We start from the raw sequence: 16874 nt of genomic DNA, 5'->3' as shown, positions 1-16874 counted from the left end.
CGGGAACTGCACTGTCTAAGCTTTGAGCACGCCCGCTTCCAGCAAACGCTGCTGGGTCGCGGCGTCGATGCCCAATTTGTCGAGCACGTCGCGCGTGTCGGCGCCGAGCGACGGCGGCGCGCTGCGATAGGTGGCCGGCGTGCGCGACAACTTGATCGGCGACGCGGTGCCGCGATACTCGCCCATCTCGACCACCAGCCCGCGATGCAAGGTATGCGGATGGCGCGCCACGACATCGACCGTTTGCACCGGTCCGCATGGCACGCCCGCGTTGATCAGCGCATGCGCGAGCGGCTCGCACTCGTGCGCTGCGAGCAGGCTTTCGAGCGCGGCCTTCAACGGCTCGCGATGCGCGCAGCGGCTGCGGTTGTCGACATAACGCGGATCGTCGGCGAGTCCGGGCGCGCCGAGATGCGCGCACAGTTTCGCGAACTGCCGGTCGTTGCCGACCGCGAGAAAGATCGGCGCGGTCGCGGTGCGATAGCTGTCGTACGGCGTGATGTTGGGATGCGCGTTGCCGCTGCGCTGCGGCGTGCGGCCCGAGCCGAAATAGTTCGGCAGGTGCGGGTGCAGCAGCGAGACGCCGCAGTCGTACAAGGCGATATCGATCGACTGGCCACGGCCGCTCTTCGCGCGCTCGGCTAGCGCGAGCAGAATGCCGGCGAGCGCGTTCAGTCCGGTGACCATGTCGACAACCGGCAAGCCGACGCGCGTGGCAGGACCGTCGCGCTCGCCGTTCACGCTCATCAGGCCGGTCATCGCCTGAATCGCGGCATCGTAGCCGGGCAAGCCGCCGAGCGGACCGTCGGGACCGAAGCCCGACACGGCGCAATGAATCAGCTTCGGGAAACGTTCGTGCAGATCGCGCTCGTAGTCCATGCCCCAGCGCGCGAGCGTGCCGGGTTTGAAGTTTTCGACCAGCACGTCGGCGTCTTCCAGCAGCTTCCACAGGATCGCGCGGCCTTCTTCACGCGAGAGATCGACGGCGATGCCCTGCTTGTTGCGATTCACGCCCGCGAAGTACCACGCGGTGTCGCCGTAGAACGGCGGCCCCCAGCCGCGCGTTTCGTCGCCGTTGGGCGGTTCTAGCTTGATCACCTGCGCGCCGTGATCTGCGAGCGCCTGTGTGCAATACGGGCCGCCGAGCACGCGGCTCAGGTCGATGACCTTGAGTCCCTGCAATGCGCCTTGCGCGCCATCATTTTGAAGCGGTGCGGTCATTGCGTGCTCCCCGCCGGCAGCAGTTGCAGCGCCTGGTCGAGCGTGACGCCGCGGCCATTGACCAACGCGTCGATCACTTCGCTTTCATCCGTCTCCGAATGCAATGCCAGCGGATCAACTGGCAGCAGCTTGTGCCGCACGACCAGATGAGCGAGCGCGAGACGCCGGTAATCCGGTGCGAGACGTACGCCCTCACACGCCATCAACACGGCGGTGCTCGCGTGATACAACGCGGTGCCCGCTTGCCGAACCCATTCGTCGCGGCTCGAATCCGCGACGCTCGCCAGCGCATCGCACGCACGCGCGAGTGTTGCGCGCAGCAGCGCGAGACTGGCCGCCGGCAATCCCGCAGCGCCGAGCAGATCCTGCAGATAGGTACGCAACGGTTCCAGCGCGCCATCGCGTTTTGCCGCTCGCGCGATGTCGAGCGCGACGATATTGCTGGTGCCTTCCCAGATCGAGCCGAGATGCGCGTCACGCACGAGCCGCGCGTCGCTCCATTCTTCGATATAGCCGGTGCCGCCACGCACTTCCATCGCGTCGCCGGTCACGCGGCGCGCGTCGCGGCACGCGCGGAACTTGATGAGCGGCGTGAGGATGCGCACGCACTTCGCCGCTTGCCGGTCGCCGGCGTCGGCCTGCTCCAGCAACAGCGCGATGCGCATGAACATCGAGCGCGCCTGCTCGGCGGGCAGCATCATCTTGAGCAACTGACGCTGCATCAACGGCATGTCGATCAGCTTGCGGCCGAACGCTTCGCGATTACGCGCGATGTGCAGCGCCTCGGTCAGCGCGCGGCGCATCAAACCCGCGGCGCGCACGCCGTTCGACAGACGCGACATGTTGATCATGTCGGCCATCTGATGAAACCCGCGCCCCACTTCGCCGATCAGATACGCGACCGCGCCTTCCAGAACGATCTCGCCGCTCGCCATGGAACGGCTGCCGAGCTTGTCCTTCAGCCGCACGATCCGGTAGCTGTTGCGCGAGCCGTCCGGCAGCGTCTTCGGCAGCAGAAACAGTCCGAGTCCGTTGATGCCGGCGGGCGCCGTGTCGGGGCGCGCGAGCACCATCGCAAGATCGGCGTCGGCGTTCGAGCAGAACCATTTGTCGCCGTATAGACGCCACGTTTCGTCACCGTTCGCATCGGTTTCGAGCGACGCGCGCGTGGCAATGCGCGCGACGTCCGAGCCCGCCGCCTGCTCCGTCATGAACATCGCGCCCTGAAACAGCGTGTCGAAATCGCGCGAGGCGAGCATCGGCAAAAAACGCGCGACGAGTTCCGGCGCGCCGAATTTGCGCAGCGTACGCGTGAGCGAATCGGTCATGCTCACGGGACAGCACAGGCCGAATTCCGCCTGCACGAACAGGAAGGTCAGCGCGTATTTCACGAGCGGCGGCGGCGATTTCTTGCCGTCGCGAGTCTCGTGGCTCATCGCCGCGAGTCCCAACTCCGCGTAAGCCACCCGTTCCAGCGCGACGTAATCCGGATGCTTGTCGATGCTTTGCAGCGCTTCGCCGCGCCGCGTGCGATGGTGCAATTGCGGCGGATTCTTGTCGGCGGACAGCGCCCACATGTCGAGTTCGTCGGAAGCGCGCTGGCCCAGCGAGACGAACTGGCTTTTGAGTTCCTCAAACAGCGTGTCGCCGAGATGCAGTTTCAGCAGGCGCGCGAAGTCGGGATCGCTGGTGAAGAAATTGATGCCCCGGCTGTCGGGAATGTTGGACGAGCCGTGTGCCGGCTGCGCGGTGATTTCGCTCATGCGTGTCTCCTTGCTCTGCTATGCACGTTAGTGCTTGTGAGAGGAGCATATGAGCGCCGTCGATAATCGTCTAATACAACTTATATCCGGTACGATAGACGCAGCTTATCGATAAAGAATCAGGAGACAGCCGTGGACCTGAAGCAATTGCGCTATTTCGTGGCCGTCGCCGAAGAGCTGCATTTCGGCCGCGCGGCCAAGCGGCTGTTCATTTCGCAGCCGGCGCTCAGTTTCGACATCCGCAAGTTCGAGGAACAACTCGGCGTGCAGTTGCTCACGCGCACCAACAAAACGGTGTCGCTGACCAACGCCGGCCAGGTGCTGCTCGGTGAAGCGCGCCGCCTGTTATTGCAGGCGAACGAGGCGGAACGCATGACGGTTCGCTCGGCGCATGGCCTTGCCGGCCGCCTGCGGATCGGCTTCGTGAATTCGATGCTGTATCGCGGCATGCCGCAGGCGGTGAAGCGTTTCGAGGCCGATTACCCAGGCGTCGAAATCGTTCTGAAGGAAATGAACACCAGCGAACAGGTGCACGCGATCCAGCGCATGCAGGTCGACATGGGCTGCGCGCATTGGGGCAATTTTCCGGCCGACGTCATTTCCACGCCGATCTTTTCCGAGCCGTTCCTGTGCTGTCTGCCCGCCGCTCATCCGCTGGCGCGCAAACGCAAGGTCGATCTGCGCGCGTTGGCGCAGGAGCCGTTCATTCTGTTTCCGCGCACCGTGTCGCCGCATTATCACGATCTGATCATCGCGCAGTGCGTGGGAGCGGGATTCAGTCCGTTGATTCGCCACGAGGCGCGCTTGTGGCAGACCGTCGTGACGATGGTCGGCTTCGGCATGGGCGTGGCGCTGGTGCCGTACACGTTGCGTCAGATGCACGATTCGCGCGTCTCTTTCTTGCCGCTAATGAGCGAGACGCTGATGTCGCAAGTGCTGTTGTTGCGCCGGAGCGGCGACGCGGAACCTGTGGCGGACCGCTTCGTCGAGTATCTCAGGGACGCCGGCGGCAAGCCGCCGGGCACCGCTCATTCATCCGCTTCGCGGCGGCCTTCGTAAGCCGTCAATAGCTTGTGAGCGACCATGTCCACGGCCGGTTTGACGAGGCCGTTCTTGTCGGTCCAGACTTTCGGCGTCAAGGTGCCGCTCAGCGCGACACTGTCCGCGTCGCTCAATGCGAGCAATGCGGTTTGCACGTCGTCGTCGAAGGCGATTACGTTGACGAAAATCGTGTCGCCGTCGTTAGTGGCCGCGCGCACCTTGCAGGTCACGAAACGCCTGCCATTCTGCCCCGTGCGAATCTGCGCCTCGCCGTACAACCGCCCGCCCACCAGTCCATCGATCATCGCCCTGCTCCTCTTGTTTCGTACCGTGCGCCAGGCAGAATCGCCCGGCACGGCGCGTATGATCCCACGAGAACCGGCTGTGGCTGCATAAAAAACGCCGCTCAGGCGCGAACCAACGGCGCGAGCATCACGCGCCGATCGTCATATCGACACCGCGCACGAGGCGCTTCGCCAACCGCGGTTGCCGCAACTGTTCGAGCCACCACTGCAATGCGCGCCCTTCATGATCGCCGCGCCACGCGACGTACAGCACGTTCGGTTCGCGCGGGTCGGCCGTCGCCTTCTCGATCAACTCGCCCTGCTTCAACAGCGACGCGACGCGCTGACGCGGCAACCAGCCCACGCCCAGGCCGTCGCGCTGCGCCAGGATTTTCGCGCGCATCGATGGCACGGCCAGCGACGCCTGTCCGCCGATCAAACCATAAGCACGCCCCGCCGTCGTACGCGACGAATCCGCCACCACCACCGCGCGATGTTCGAGGATCCGTTCGCGGCCGAGCGGTCCTTCGACGGCCGCGAGCGGATGGCGCGGCGACACCGCGAACACCCATTCCATCACGCCGAGTTCGAACCAGCGCAGGCCGGGAATCGCCGGCGGCTCGTTGGTCGCGCCCACGATCAGATCGGCGCGGCCGTCGCGCAGCGCCTCCCACGTGCCGCTCAGGACCTCGTGCGTGAAGCGCAGTTTGACGCCGGAGTCGAGCGCATCGAATGTGCGCACCACCGGCATCAGCAGTTCGAATTCGATGATCTCGTCCGTGACTATCCAAAGACGGTCTTCCCAGCCGCTCGCGATCTGCTTCACGCGCTGCGTCATGCGCGACATGTCGAGCATCAGACGCGCGGCTTCATCGGCGAGCAGTTGGCCGGCGGGGGTGAGTTGCAAGCGGTAGCGGCGCCGGTCGAACAGCAGCGCGTCGAAGCGCGTCTCCAGTTGGCGGGCGGCGTGCGAGACCGTGGACGGCGCCTTGCCGAGGCGCGCCGCCGCGCGCGACAGGCTGCCGGTCTCGCGAATCGCATCGAGTAAAGCCAGTTCGTCTTCCGACAACATGTTCCATTCCTTCGAACGAGTTCGACGAAACGATGGTACGGCAAGGCCACAATGTTAGTCCACTATAGCGATATGGCGGCACAGTGACGGCAAGGGCGTATGAGGCGGGCTTTCGCCAAAACCGCACGAGCCACCGATGAATCACTGCCAAAGCAGCGCCGCGTCTGGAACATTCATTGCGCGCGGTCGTGACACGGCAACGCGCACGTACAAGGAGCAGCGACATGGGACTTTTAGTGGACGGGAAATGGCAGGACCGCTGGTACGACACCAAGTCGACCGGCGGCCGTTTCGTGCGCAAGGACGCGGCGTTCCGCAACTGGGTCACCGCCGATGGCTCGCCGGGTCCGAGCGGCAGCGGCGGCTTCGAAGCGCAAGCGGGACGCTACCATCTGTACGTGAGCCTCGCCTGCCCGTGGGCGCATCGCACCTTGATCGTGCGGGCGCTCAAAGGTCTCGAAGCAATGATCGACGTCTCGGTCGTGCACTGGCTGATGCTGGAAAACGGCTGGACCTTCGCGGACGGCCCCGGCGTCGTGCCCGACGGCGTCAATCACGCGAAGCTGCTCCACCAGGTCTACACCGCCGCCGATCCTCACTACAGCGGCCGCGTCACGGTGCCGATCCTGTGGGACAAGCAACGGGCCACGATCGTCAGCAACGAATCGTCGGAAATCATTCGCATGCTGAACTCGGCGTTCGACGGCATCGGTGCGAAGCCCGGCGATTTTTATCCGGCGCCGTTGCGTCCGCAAATCGATGCGATCAACGCGCGCGTCTACGACACGCTGAACAATGGCGTCTACAAGGCGGGCTTTTCCACCACGCAGCAAGCCTACGAAGAAGCCGTCACGCCGCTCTTCGAAACGCTCGACTGGCTCGACGCGCAACTCGCGACGCAGCGCTATCTGACCGGCACGCAGCTCACCGAAGCCGATATCCGTCTGTTCACGACGCTGATCCGCTTCGACGCCGTGTATGTCGGCCACTTCAAGTGCAATCTGTGCCGCATCGCCGATTACCCGAATCTGTCCGCCTACACGCGCGACATTTACCAGTTGCCCGGCATTGCGCAGACGGTCGATTTCGCGCACATCAAGCGGCACTACTACGAGAGCCATCGCAGTATCAATCCGACCGGCATCGTGCCGCTCGGTCCCGTTCAGGATTTCTCCGCGCCGCACGATCGGGCGCGCTTCGGGGAATCCGGCTCATTAAAAGCCGCTGTCGGTTCGTAGCCGCATTCTGTTCAGGATAGAAGACATCATGCAGAACAATTCCGGCGCACGGCCGCCCGTGCAAGGTCTGCGCCTCGACAACGTGGCGCTTGCCACCGGCGATCTCAATGCGTCGATCGCCTGGTACGAAACGGTGTTGGGCTTCACGGTAGTCGAGCGTGGCCGCTTCGACGCGGTCGGCGCGGACTTCGCGATGATCGAAGCGGCGGGCGTGCGCATCGAACTGGTGTCACGTCCCTACGCCGAGCATCAAAGGGTGGATCGCATGGCGCCGCCCCATCATCTGGACGTGCTCGGCTATAAGGCCATCGTGTTCGAAACCGACGACCTGGCCGCCGCGACGGCCACGCTCAGGCAACACGGTGTGGAATTTCTGTGGGCCGACCAGCCGCTCAACGCCGAACGCAGTTCGACCATGTTGCGCGATCCCGAAGGCAATCTGATCAACATCTTCGGCCCGCGCCGCGCGGCAACCTGAGCGAGCGCTTTCACGACGCGCCGCCCGTCGCGGCCGCAGCCGCCTCGAAAATATCGCGCAGCCACTGCGCGAACACCCGCACCCGCGACGACAACTGACGGTTCTGCGGATACAGCACGGACACCGGCATGGGCGGCGGCGGAAAGTCGGCGAGGATGATTTTCAGCCGCCCCGTCGCCAGTTCCGCCGCCACCCGGTATTGCGGCACCTGCACGATGCCGAGCCCGGCAAGCGCCGAGCCGGTGTAGAGCTCGGTGCCGGTCACCGACACCGCCGAGGGCAGAACCATTGCCACCTCGCGGCCCGCCACGTTGAATTCGAGCGGCACGGCCTTGCCTGTCGCGCTCGACACGTAATTGACCGCCCGATGCGTGGACAGCGCCGACGGCTCGGCCGGCTCGCCATATGCCGCGAGATACGCCGGACTCGCGACGGTCACTTGCGGCAATTGCGCGACGCGGCGCCCCACCATCGACGAATCCTGCAGATTGCCCGCGCGCAGCACGCAGTCGACCCCCTCCCGCACCAGATCGACGAGCCGGTCGTCTTCACCGATGGTCAGCTCGATTCCCGGAAAGCGCGCGAGAAACGCCGGCAACGCAGGCACCACGAAGTGCCGCGCCAGCGTGCCCTGCAAATTCACCCGCAACAAACCCTTCGGCGCGAGGTTCGAAAACGAGCCCTCGGCCTCTTCCATGTCGGCAATCAGACGCACGCAGCGGCGGTAGTACGCCTCGCCGTCGTGCGTGAGACGCACCGTGCGCGTGGTGCGTTCGAGCAGCCGCGCGCCGAGCCGCTGCTCCATGCGTTTCATCAGATTGGTGACGGTCGCGCGCGGAATCTGCAAATCGTCCGAGGCGCGCGTGAAACTTTGCCGCTCGGCGATCCGGATGAAAACCCGCATTTCCTCGAAACGATCCATGGTTGAGGCCTGTCGTTGCCCGTTTGTGACGCCGGGCTGGGCGGCCGACGCGTCGATTGTTAAAGCAAATGGAATGATGATGCCCATTCTAACCCGATTATCAAGGCGCGGAAAGCGTCCATGATTCACCTCACCCACTCAACGGACTCAAGGAAACGAATCATGAACACGCTCAACAACGCCAAAGTCGCAATGGTCACCGGCGCATCGCGCGGCATCGGCGCAGCGGTTGCGCAACGTCTGGCCAAGGACGGGTTCGCCGTCGCGGTCAATTACGCATCCAGTTCGACGGAAGCCGATCAGCTCGTCGCCGAACTCACGGCAGCCGGCGCCGAAGCCATCGCGGTGAAAGCCGACGTGTCGAACGCCGACGACGTACGCCGCCTGTTCGAGATCACCGAACAGCAGCTCGGCAAGGTGGATGTGCTGGTCAACAACGCGGGCGTGCTCAAGCCTGTGCCGCTCGCCGACACCAGCGACGCGCTCTACGACCAGACCTTCGACATCAACGTGCGCGGCACCTTCAACACCTTGCGCGAAGCTGCCGTGCGCATGAACGACGGCGGCCGCGTCGTCAACTTTTCGAGCACCACGCTGGCGCTGAACATGCCGGGCTATGCGATCTACAACGCGACGAAAGCAGCCGTCGAAGCGTTCACCCATGTGTTCGCCAAGGAACTGCGCGGCCGCAACATCACCGTCAATGCCGTGGCGCCGGGTCCGATCGCGACGTCGCTGTTCCTCGACGGCAAGACCGAAGAACAGATCCAGACCTTCGCGAAGATGCCGCCGCTGCAACGCCTCGGTCAGCCGGACGACATCGCGTCGGTGGTGGCGTTCCTCGCCGGTCCTGACGCGGGCTGGGTCAACGGCCAGATTCTGCGCGCCAACGGCGGTGTTGCTTGAGGCGTTCGATACGCGTTTTCTCTGGGCAGCCGCCCTACTCTCATCGAATCGGAGAAGAAAAATGCAGAAGAAGATCATCCTCGTAACGGGCGCCGGTACGGGTATCGGCAAACTCAGCGCACAGTCTCTTGCCGAAGCGGGCCACGTTGTCTACGCGACGATGCGCGATGTCGAAGGACGCAATAAGCCGCGCGCCGATGAACTGCGCGAGCTCGCGAAAGCAAAAGGCATCCAGTTGCATCCGCTCGAACTCGACGTGTTGTCGCAAGCATCGGCCGATGCCGCGGCGGCGACGATCGTCGGCGAACAGGGACGGCTCGACGTGGTGATGCAGAACGCCGGGCATCTGGTGGTCGGGCCGAGCGAAGCCTTCACGCCGGAAGAAATGGTGAAGGTGTTCGATACCAACCTGTTCGGCGCGCAGCGCGTGAACCGCGCCGTGCTGCCTTATCTGCGCCAGCAGGAAGCGGGCTTGTTGCTGTGGGTCAGCAGCTCGACGACCAAGGGAGGCTTTCCTCCCTTCCTCGGTCCGTATGGCGCCGCAAAAGCCGCGATGGATTCGCTGGCGGTTTCGCTCGCGTACGAGATCGCGCGCTTCGGCATCGAAACCTCGATCGTGGTGCCGGGCGCATTCACCCGCGGCACCGCTCACTTTCCGAGCGCGGGCAAGCCGGCCGATACCGGGCGGGCCGCGGCCTACGCACGCTACGACGGTGTGATGGATCAAATCGGCGCTCGCTTGTCCGAACTGACGCCCGACGACGCCGATCCGCAAGCCGTGGCCGATGAAATCGTGCGGATCGTCGGCCTGCCTTCGGGCGAGCGGCCGATGCGTTCGGTGATCGACTTTGTCGGCGATGGCGCGCGCGAGGTGCTCGAAGTATCGGAGCGTGTGCGGATCGAATTTGCCAGGCGAATCGGCATGGGCGATTTACTTGAAGCGCGGGTTCGACGTTGAACGTGACGGCGGCGAGGCACAACGCAGTGAGAGCCATCACGCTGATCGCATGCGCCGTTCTGCTGCCGGTTCTCGTCGGCGCATGCGATGCCCAAACTCAACCTTCCGACGCGTCCGGCGCATCCGTTACGACGAGGAGCACGACCATGAAACCTTCGGTCACGTACCTTCATTTGCTGAAGCACACACCGTTCTTCACGAGCCTGACGACGGATCAACTACGCTGGGTAATCGGCCACTCGCATGAATGGGAAGCGCAGGCCGGCACGGTTGTCGCGCAATGCAACGACAGAGAGAAAACTGGCGGCGATCAACCGATGTGGATTCTGCTGGACGGCGGCTGGCAAGTGGAAGCGGGCCAGCGCGCTTATCCGGCGGACCACGCAAGCGCGGGCAAGTGGTTTAGTGCCGCGACGACGACGACGACAGGCGCCGCGTGCCGCCTCGTCACCACCGAGCATAGCTACGTGATGAAAATCGAACGCGCCGACTTCGACGCCATGCTCGCGCAAGGTTTCGCGTTCGGCCCGCATCTCGATGCCGGCCGCCGCTACTACAACGAACTATTCGCCGCCCCGGCCGAACTCGCGAAATGAGTCCGAGCCGGAGCGCATGTCGAGCGGCGTGCTTTCAGACGAAAGCGCGCTCACACCGCCTTCGGATTGCGCTCAACGAACCCTTCCTGATGCCAGTACGGATAAGCGGGACGCACGGCGCTCGCCGCGTCGAGCTTGGCCACCTGCTCGGGCGTCAGATTCCAGCCCACCGCGCCGAGGTTCTGCCGCAACTGTTCCTCGTTACGCGCGCCGATCAGCACTGTCGACACCGTCGGCCGCTGCAGCAGCCAGTTCAGCGCGATCTGCGGCACGGTCTTGCCGGTTTCGGCGGCGATCTCGTCGATGGCATCGAGCACGCGGAACAGATACTCGTCCGGCACCGGTGGGCCCATGTCGGCGGTTTTATGCAGGCGGCTCGAATCGGGCAACGGCTGGCCGCGTTTGATCTTGCCGGTGAGACGCCCCCAGCCGAGCGGACTCCACACCACCGCGCCCACGCCTTGATCGACGCCGAGCGGCATCAGCTCCCACTCGTAGTCGCGGCCCACGAGCGAGTAGTACGTCTGATTCGCGACGTAGCGCGGATAGCCGTAGCGATCCGCCACGTCCTGCGATTTCATCAGGTGCCAGCCGGAGAAATTCGACACGCCCGTGTAACGGATCTTGCCGGCGCGCACCAGATCGTCAAGCGTGGACATGACTTCGACGATCGGCGTTCTGGCGTCGAAACCGTGCAGTTGAAACAGGTCGATGTAGTCGGTTTGCAAGCGCTTGAGCGCTGTGTCCACGGCCTGGATCAGATGGAAGCGCGACGAGCCGACGCTGTTCGGGCCGTCGGCGAAACGGAAGGTCGCCTTGGTCGAAATGATCGCCTTGTCGCGCTTGCCCTTGAGCGCTTCACCGAGCACCGACTCGGACGCGCCGCTCGAATAGATGTCCGCAGTGTCGAACATGGTGACGCCCGCATCGAAGCAGATGTCGAGCAGACGCCGCGCTTCGGCGACGTCGGTCGCGCCCCACGCCTGAAAGAACTCGCCCTTGCCGCCGAACGTGCCCGTGCCGAAACTCAGCACCGGCACCTTGAAACCGGATGCACCCAGATGTCTGTATTCCATTGATGACTCTCCATGACTTAGCCGTCGATAAACGGACGTTCAGTCTACGCGCGCCCGAACGATCCCGTCGGCCAGCGCGCAGAGAACGTGGCGGGTGCGAACGGGACCGTTATCGTGGATGCATCGCTCCCGCCGCCATTGCGTTCAGCGCATCACGCGCGGCCTGCATCACACTGTCCCAATCGCCAAGCGCCGGTTGCCGGAACAACCGGGCACGTGGATACCACGGCGTATCCGTGCGTTCCAGCATCCACCGCCAGCAGGTGTCGAGGCGGTTCAGAATCCAGACCGGTTTGTCGAGTGCGCCAGCCAGATGCGCGGTGGACGTGTCCACGGAAATCACCAGATCGAGGTTCGCCACCAATGCCGCGGTGTCGGCGAAGTCGTCGAGTTCTTCCGTGTAATCGATCACATGTTCGCTCCGCGCGGCGCTTTCGAGTTGCTGTGCGGCCGGTCCTTTTTGCAGGCTGAAGAACTGCACGTTCGGCACGTCGAGAAGCGGCGCGAGTCGTGCGAATGCGATCGAACGGCGCGCATCGTTCTTGCGAAGTTCGGCGACATGCGGACGGTTGCCGCCTGCCCATACGAGTCCGACTTTGAGGCGCGCGTCTGCTGGCGCGTGAAGCCGCTCGCGCCATTGGCGAGCCGCTTCGGCGTCCGCGTAGAGATAAGGCGTTGTCGATGGAATGCTGTCGAGACCGGTCTTGAATGCGAGCGGCAAACTCAGCAGCGGACAGTGACAATCGAACGATGGCAGCGTATGGCCGGCTTCGATCAACTGGTCCACACCGTCGAGCGTGGCCATGAGACGCATCAGTTCGCGCGGCACTTCGAGCACGACCTTCGCGCCGAGTTTCGACACCAGCGCGGCATAGCGGCAAAACTGCAGCGTGTCGCCGAGACCCTGCTCCGCGTGCAACAGAATCGTCTTGCCGTCGATCGAAAAATCGCCGAGCCAAAGCGGTTGCGCAAAACTGCGCCGGCTTGCCTTGATGCGGCTGCGCTCCCAGCGCCATTCATATTTTTGCCAGCCGGCTTCGAGCTGTCCCATTTGCAGCAGGCACAGTGATTCATTCCAATGTGTTTCGGCGGCATCGGGATTCACGGCCAGAGCGCGTTCATAACTCACGAGCGCTTGCGCGTGCTGGTTGAGATCGATCTGCGTGAGGCCGAGGTTGTTCCAGGCATCGGCGAACGCCGGCGCCAATTCCAGCGCGCGACGGTAGCAGCGCTCCGCTTCTTCTGGCTGGTTCAGGTCGCTGAAGGCATTGCCGCGATTGCTCCACGCGTCGGGATAACCCGGTTGCAGCGCGAGCGCGTGATCGCAACTGGCGAGCGCATCGGCGGGACGGCCCAGATCGCGCAGCACGCACGCGCGATTGTTCCAGGCCTGCGCGAAATCCGGGTTCAACGCAATCGCCCGATCGAAGCTGCCGAGCGCATCGAGCGGCCGGTTCAGGCCGGCTTGCGCGTTGCCGCGGTTGTTCAGCGCGTCGGGGAATTGGGGCTGCAAGGCGAGCGCCCGATCGGCGCTCGCGAGGGCTTCGTCGAAACGCTGCAGGACGTTCAACGCATACGCGAGATTGGAATGAAGCGGTGCCTGTTTCGCGTTGATGGCAAGCGCTTTTCTGAGTAACTCGACGCCCTCTTGCAGGCGGCCCGATTGCAGCGCCAACGCGCCGAGCAATTGCAGCGCGTCGAAATGACGGGGCTTGAGTTCGAGGATTTCGCGGTAGAGCTCTTCAGCCTCGGCGAATGCGCCGTTCTGCTGAAGCGCGACGGCTTGCCGAAGCATGTGGTCCAACTGTTGCGGCAAATTGGCGGGCTTGCTCATGCGGAGAGCTTTGATCGAATGCGCGTGAAAACCGTGGGAGCTTTCGAGTTGCGGGGCGTCGCGCAAGACCGGGCGCGCAGCGGACTCGAAAGAGCGAAGCCGATTATCGCCGAAAACCACGCATCCGGACGCCCGCGCGTCACGCCGAAACGTGACGCGCGTTTAACCGCTTACTGCGCGGTCGGCAGATGCTTACGCTTGGCAAGCTCCTGCGCCATTGCGTAGTGTTCCTGGATCGTCGGCAATGCCTTCTTTGCCGCGTCCTTCAACTGCTCGTCGCGGCCCGACGCGATTTCCGCCTGGAATGCCGAGAGCGCTTTCTGCTCACCAGCGAGCGCGACCTGTTCGATATAGGCCTTGTCGAATTCGGCACCACGCAGGTTGTTGATGCTCGCGAGCACCGCTGCGTCGGGATCGTTCTTCGGCACATCGACGCCGCGCGGGCTCGCCGCGCGCAGTGCGTCGGAGATTTTCGCGTTGTCGGTCGAGACGCGCTCGGCGAACGCCTTGACGTCGCGGTCGGTCGAGCGCGAGGTCGCGATGCGCGCGGCGTCGCGTTGCGTCGCGACGGCCTTGGTGCCGTCCGCGATGAACATCTGGTCGGCGGCATGCAGACGGCCGGCGTCTGCCGCGGCCGCTGCCGGCGTTGTTTGAGCGTTGGCCGCGCCGGCGACGACGAGCAGTCCAGCCATGCAGGCGCTGGTGATAGTGGCGAGAGGCAAGCGGATCATACGTTCTCCTTGAGGTGGAAGCGAAACGACAGCGATGCGTGTGCGCCTCAGGCGTCGGGCCGGCTGCGCGCTTTCCTTGCAGTCAGCTTGCGGGCCGCTGACGGCGCCACGCTTTAGTCGCTGTGAATTCTAGGAGCCGTGCCCTGCGGCATGTGATACGACGCTGTCGCTTCTGTAACGGTAGGTAACCTTCATATGAATGCCTTGACAGGCCTGTATTGCGGCCAAAGTGCTCGTGCCGCCTGGTACCCTCGATATCGCTTGCGTGTTAACCAGAGCATGCGAGGAAAACCGTGCGGAATCGCTGAACTTTCCGTCCGCCGCGCCGATAACAGAAAGGTAAGGCGCGCGCCAGGATCGAACGACACGGTTGGGTGGCGCATCACACGCACCGTAATCCTGGAGAGATTCGATGGCAGTAGATAACCGCGCGAACGATGAACGCAGCAATCTGACGAGTTCCAACAAGTTCGAGTTGTTGCTGTACCGCTTGGGTTCGGTGCCCGGCAGCGATGCGCACGAGCTTTATGGCATCAACGTCTTCAAGGTGCGGGAAATTTCGACGATGCCCGCGGTGACGCCGATTGCCGGTTCGTCGCCGTTCGTGATGGGCGCCGTGGATATTCGCGGGCAGATCATTCCTGTGATCGACTTGCCGCGGTTGATGGGATGTGAGCCGACGCGCGGGCTGAATATCTTGCTCGTGACGGAATTTGCGCGGTCGACTCAGGCGTTCGCGGTCGAGGAGGTCGACGATATCGTGCGGCTGGAGTGGAATCAGGTTTTGTCCGCTGAAGGCGCGGCTGGGGGCAATCTTGTTACCAGCATTGCACGGATCGATGGGAATACCGGGGATTCGCGGTTGGCGCAAGTGATCGATGTGGAGCAGGTGTTGCGCGATGTGTTTCCGTCACAGCATCCTAGTGTGGATCCGACTTCCGTTGGAGATGCGTTGGGGATTCCGCCTGGGGCGAAGATTCTTGCGGCCGATGATTCCGGGTTTGCCCGGAAGCTTATTGAGCAGGCTTTGAGTGCTATCGGGGCGGATTATGTGATGACCAAGACAGGGGAAGAGGCCTGGAATACCTTGCAGCAGGTTGCGCGTGAGGCGCAGGCTAATGGGACCCGTGTTAAGGATAGGATTGCGCTTGTTTTGACGGATCTCGAGATGCCTGAGATGGATGGGTTTATGCTCACTCGGCAGATTAAGGCCGATGAGCGGACTCGGGATATTCCGGTCATTATTCATTCTTCTCTTACCGGGGCGGCTAATGAGGCGCATGTGAAGAATGCCGGGGCTAATGGGTATGTGGCGAAGTTTGCTGCCTCGGAGTTGGCGGATGCTATTCGGAATGCGATTGGGGTTTTGCCTTCTCGGGTTGCTGCTTGAGTTTTTTTTCTTTGCTTCTTGGTTTGTTGGCCTTTCCTTGAATTCGCGGTGGTCTATTGGCGTTGCCCCTGTGCGGGGCGGCACCTACTTTCTTTGCCGCGGCAAAGAAAGTAGGCAAAGAAAGCCGCTTTGCACCGCCAACTCATAAGCGGGTCCCTCGCACAGCCACGGTAGTGGCGCATCTGGAATCTGTGTTCTCGCACATTCCGCTCTCGTGGCACAGCAGTCATTCTTCCGGCGGCGCTGCGCGCGCCGCTGCGGTCGTTCATCGGAGGGCGGCTTCCGGTGCGCGGTTGAGTGCAACCGAGAATGCTAGTCGGCTCGTTTGGATGCCCATTGTGTTCAACATCTTTGGTGCGTGGAACGCCGCGAGCTTCGCTCGTTGTTCCGGTGTCCCGATCTCTAGCAACGCTAGCAGTTCCGCTACCACCGCGTACAAGACGCCGACGTTGCCATCGTCGATTTTTACCGCGAGGCCTAGCGCGCCTTGCGCGCCCGCCCTCTTCGTCTGCTCCGATGCTCGTACGCCTATCGCGTAGCTGCCGTCCGCGCCGACCTTGCCGACCAGCGCGCCGTCGAATGCCTGCATCAACTGCGTGCAGAAGCGGCCCTCGCCCGCTACCCATTCGGGATACGTTGTCATCGCGCGGTAGATTCGGGCGAGCGCCGAAGTGCGCGATGTGACTGACTGTGCGTTCGACGATACCTCGTCTTTCGCGGCGGCCAGCTTCGCGAACAGGCGCGCGAGGCGATCGAGCGGAAAAGCCGGTGTCGGTAGATTGCAGCCGTCCGTCGCCCATTGCACTGCTTCTTGGGGTAGGTCGCAGACGTCCGCGACCGTGTGTTTTACTCGCACCTGCAATGGATGGTCGGGTCGTTCATAACCCTCCATCGATGCGCCGATCGATTGCGCGCCTGCCAGCATGCCCGCGTGTTTGCCAGAGCAGTTGCTGCATACGCCGCCCGGCTTGAAGTCGCGTTTGAGCCAGTCGATATAGACGGCGTCGGATAACGGTGGATGGCCGCCGCAGCGCAAATCGGCTTCGCTCGCCTGCGCCTTGGCCAGCATCTGGCGCGTGCGCTCGATATGGCGCGCCTCGCTGCTGTGCGAGCCGCACATCAGCGCAAGGTCGGCTTCGTCGAAATCGAAACGCTCCAGTGCGCCGGTCTCCAACACCGCCAACGCTTGCGCGGGCTTCGCCGCGGAACGCGCCAGCGTCATGCGCGACGGATCGCCGAATGAGGCCAGCAGCCGACCACTCGCATCGACCACCGCGACGTGCGCCGCATGCGTGTTCTCAATCGAAGCGCCACGATAGACAGTCGCCGCAATCGGCCCGGTTTCGCGCGTGCTCATGCTGGTT

16 protein-coding genes are annotated in these 16874 nt (G+C 63.5%); 7 read left to right on the top strand and 9 right to left on the bottom strand.

Going from position 1 to position 16874, the window contains the following annotated elements; genetic code table 11:
• Positions 1 to 15 precede the first annotated feature (15 nt).
• Positions 16 to 1221 carry a CaiB/BaiF CoA-transferase family protein gene (locus B0G75_RS25505; RefSeq protein ID WP_106312102.1) on the bottom strand — a complete coding sequence of 402 codons (1206 nt, stop codon included), beginning with the start codon at positions 1219 to 1221 and terminating at the stop codon, positions 16 to 18.
• Positions 1218 to 2984: an acyl-CoA dehydrogenase family protein gene (locus tag B0G75_RS25500; protein ID WP_106312099.1), complete on the bottom strand. Its 1767-nt coding sequence runs from the start codon at positions 2982 to 2984 to the stop codon at positions 1218 to 1220. The genes B0G75_RS25505 and B0G75_RS25500 overlap by 4 nt, the downstream gene beginning before the upstream one ends.
• Positions 2985 to 3116: 132 nt before the next feature.
• Between B0G75_RS25500 and B0G75_RS25495 the strand changes: the two genes are divergently transcribed.
• Complete coding sequence (locus tag B0G75_RS25495; RefSeq protein ID WP_106312096.1) at positions 3117 to 4043, top strand: LysR family transcriptional regulator; 927 nt, start codon at positions 3117 to 3119, stop codon at positions 4041 to 4043.
• Here B0G75_RS25495 and B0G75_RS25490 read toward each other — a convergent pair.
• Both B0G75_RS25490 and B0G75_RS25485 read right to left on the bottom strand, forming a co-directional pair.
• Positions 4013 to 4330 (bottom strand): single-stranded DNA-binding protein, encoded by a 318-nt coding sequence (locus tag B0G75_RS25490; protein ID WP_106285001.1) that lies wholly within the window; start codon positions 4328 to 4330, stop codon positions 4013 to 4015. The genes B0G75_RS25495 and B0G75_RS25490 overlap by 31 nt on opposite strands.
• Before the next feature lie 127 nt (positions 4331 to 4457).
• Positions 4458 to 5381, bottom strand: a complete 924-nt coding sequence (locus B0G75_RS25485) for a LysR family transcriptional regulator (protein ID WP_106312092.1) — start codon at positions 5379 to 5381, stop codon at positions 4458 to 4460.
• Positions 5382 to 5605: 224 nt separating this feature from the next.
• Between B0G75_RS25485 and B0G75_RS25480 the strand changes: the two genes are divergently transcribed.
• Both B0G75_RS25480 and B0G75_RS25475 read left to right on the top strand, forming a co-directional pair.
• Positions 5606 to 6619 carry a glutathione S-transferase family protein gene (locus tag B0G75_RS25480; protein WP_106312089.1) on the top strand — a complete coding sequence of 338 codons (1014 nt, stop codon included), beginning with the start codon at positions 5606 to 5608 and terminating at the stop codon, positions 6617 to 6619.
• A gap of 28 nt (positions 6620 to 6647) precedes the next feature.
• Positions 6648 to 7097, top strand: coding sequence for a VOC family protein (locus tag B0G75_RS25475; protein WP_106312086.1), 450 nt, complete (start codon positions 6648 to 6650; stop codon positions 7095 to 7097).
• 10 nt (positions 7098 to 7107) lie between these two features.
• On the opposite strand, the gene B0G75_RS25470 is transcribed toward B0G75_RS25475, so the two are convergent.
• Positions 7108 to 8019 carry a LysR family transcriptional regulator gene (locus B0G75_RS25470; RefSeq protein ID WP_106312083.1) on the bottom strand — a complete coding sequence of 304 codons (912 nt, stop codon included), beginning with the start codon at positions 8017 to 8019 and terminating at the stop codon, positions 7108 to 7110.
• A 162-nt stretch (positions 8020 to 8181) separates the two neighbouring features.
• On the opposite strand from B0G75_RS25470, the gene B0G75_RS25465 reads away from it, so the two are divergent.
• The 3 genes from B0G75_RS25465 (at position 8182) to B0G75_RS25455 (ending at position 10479) form a co-directional block, all read left to right on the top strand.
• The gene (locus B0G75_RS25465; RefSeq protein ID WP_106312080.1) at positions 8182 to 8925 is read left to right on the top strand and encodes an SDR family oxidoreductase; all 744 of its coding nucleotides are present in this window, start codon (positions 8182 to 8184) and stop codon (positions 8923 to 8925) included.
• 61 nt (positions 8926 to 8986) lie between these two features.
• Positions 8987 to 9883 carry an SDR family oxidoreductase gene (locus tag B0G75_RS25460; RefSeq protein ID WP_106312077.1) on the top strand — a complete coding sequence of 299 codons (897 nt, stop codon included), beginning with the start codon at positions 8987 to 8989 and terminating at the stop codon, positions 9881 to 9883.
• A 146-nt stretch (positions 9884 to 10029) separates the two neighbouring features.
• Positions 10030 to 10479 (top strand): hypothetical protein, encoded by a 450-nt coding sequence (locus B0G75_RS25455; RefSeq protein WP_258194676.1) that lies wholly within the window; start codon positions 10030 to 10032, stop codon positions 10477 to 10479.
• Between the two features lie 50 nt (positions 10480 to 10529).
• On the opposite strand, the gene B0G75_RS25450 is transcribed toward B0G75_RS25455, so the two are convergent.
• The 3 genes from B0G75_RS25450 to B0G75_RS25440 form a co-directional block, all read right to left on the bottom strand.
• On the bottom strand, positions 10530 to 11555 hold the full coding sequence (locus B0G75_RS25450; protein ID WP_106312074.1) for an aldo/keto reductase: 1026 nt from the start codon (positions 11553 to 11555) through the stop codon (positions 10530 to 10532).
• 109 nt (positions 11556 to 11664) lie between these two features.
• Entirely contained in the window at positions 11665 to 13389 is a 1725-nt protein-coding gene (locus B0G75_RS25445) for a tetratricopeptide repeat protein (protein ID WP_106312456.1), read from the bottom strand.
• A 170-nt stretch (positions 13390 to 13559) separates the two neighbouring features.
• On the bottom strand, positions 13560 to 14120 hold the full coding sequence (locus B0G75_RS25440; protein ID WP_106312070.1) for a DUF4142 domain-containing protein: 561 nt from the start codon (positions 14118 to 14120) through the stop codon (positions 13560 to 13562).
• Between the two features lie 412 nt (positions 14121 to 14532).
• Between B0G75_RS25440 and B0G75_RS25435 the strand changes: the two genes are divergently transcribed.
• Positions 14533 to 15510 carry a chemotaxis protein gene (locus tag B0G75_RS25435; RefSeq protein ID WP_106312067.1) on the top strand — a complete coding sequence of 326 codons (978 nt, stop codon included), beginning with the start codon at positions 14533 to 14535 and terminating at the stop codon, positions 15508 to 15510.
• 265 nt (positions 15511 to 15775) lie between these two features.
• On the opposite strand, the gene B0G75_RS25425 is transcribed toward B0G75_RS25435, so the two are convergent.
• On the bottom strand, positions 15776 to 16867 hold the full coding sequence (locus B0G75_RS25425; protein ID WP_106312064.1) for an asparaginase: 1092 nt from the start codon (positions 16865 to 16867) through the stop codon (positions 15776 to 15778).
• Positions 16868 to 16874 lie beyond the last annotated feature (7 nt).

This window comes from Paraburkholderia sp. BL18I3N2 (assembly GCF_003001875.1).
GTDB lineage: Bacteria > Pseudomonadota > Gammaproteobacteria > Burkholderiales > Burkholderiaceae > Paraburkholderia > Paraburkholderia phytofirmans.
This window is presented reverse-complemented; position numbering and strand designations above follow the sequence as displayed.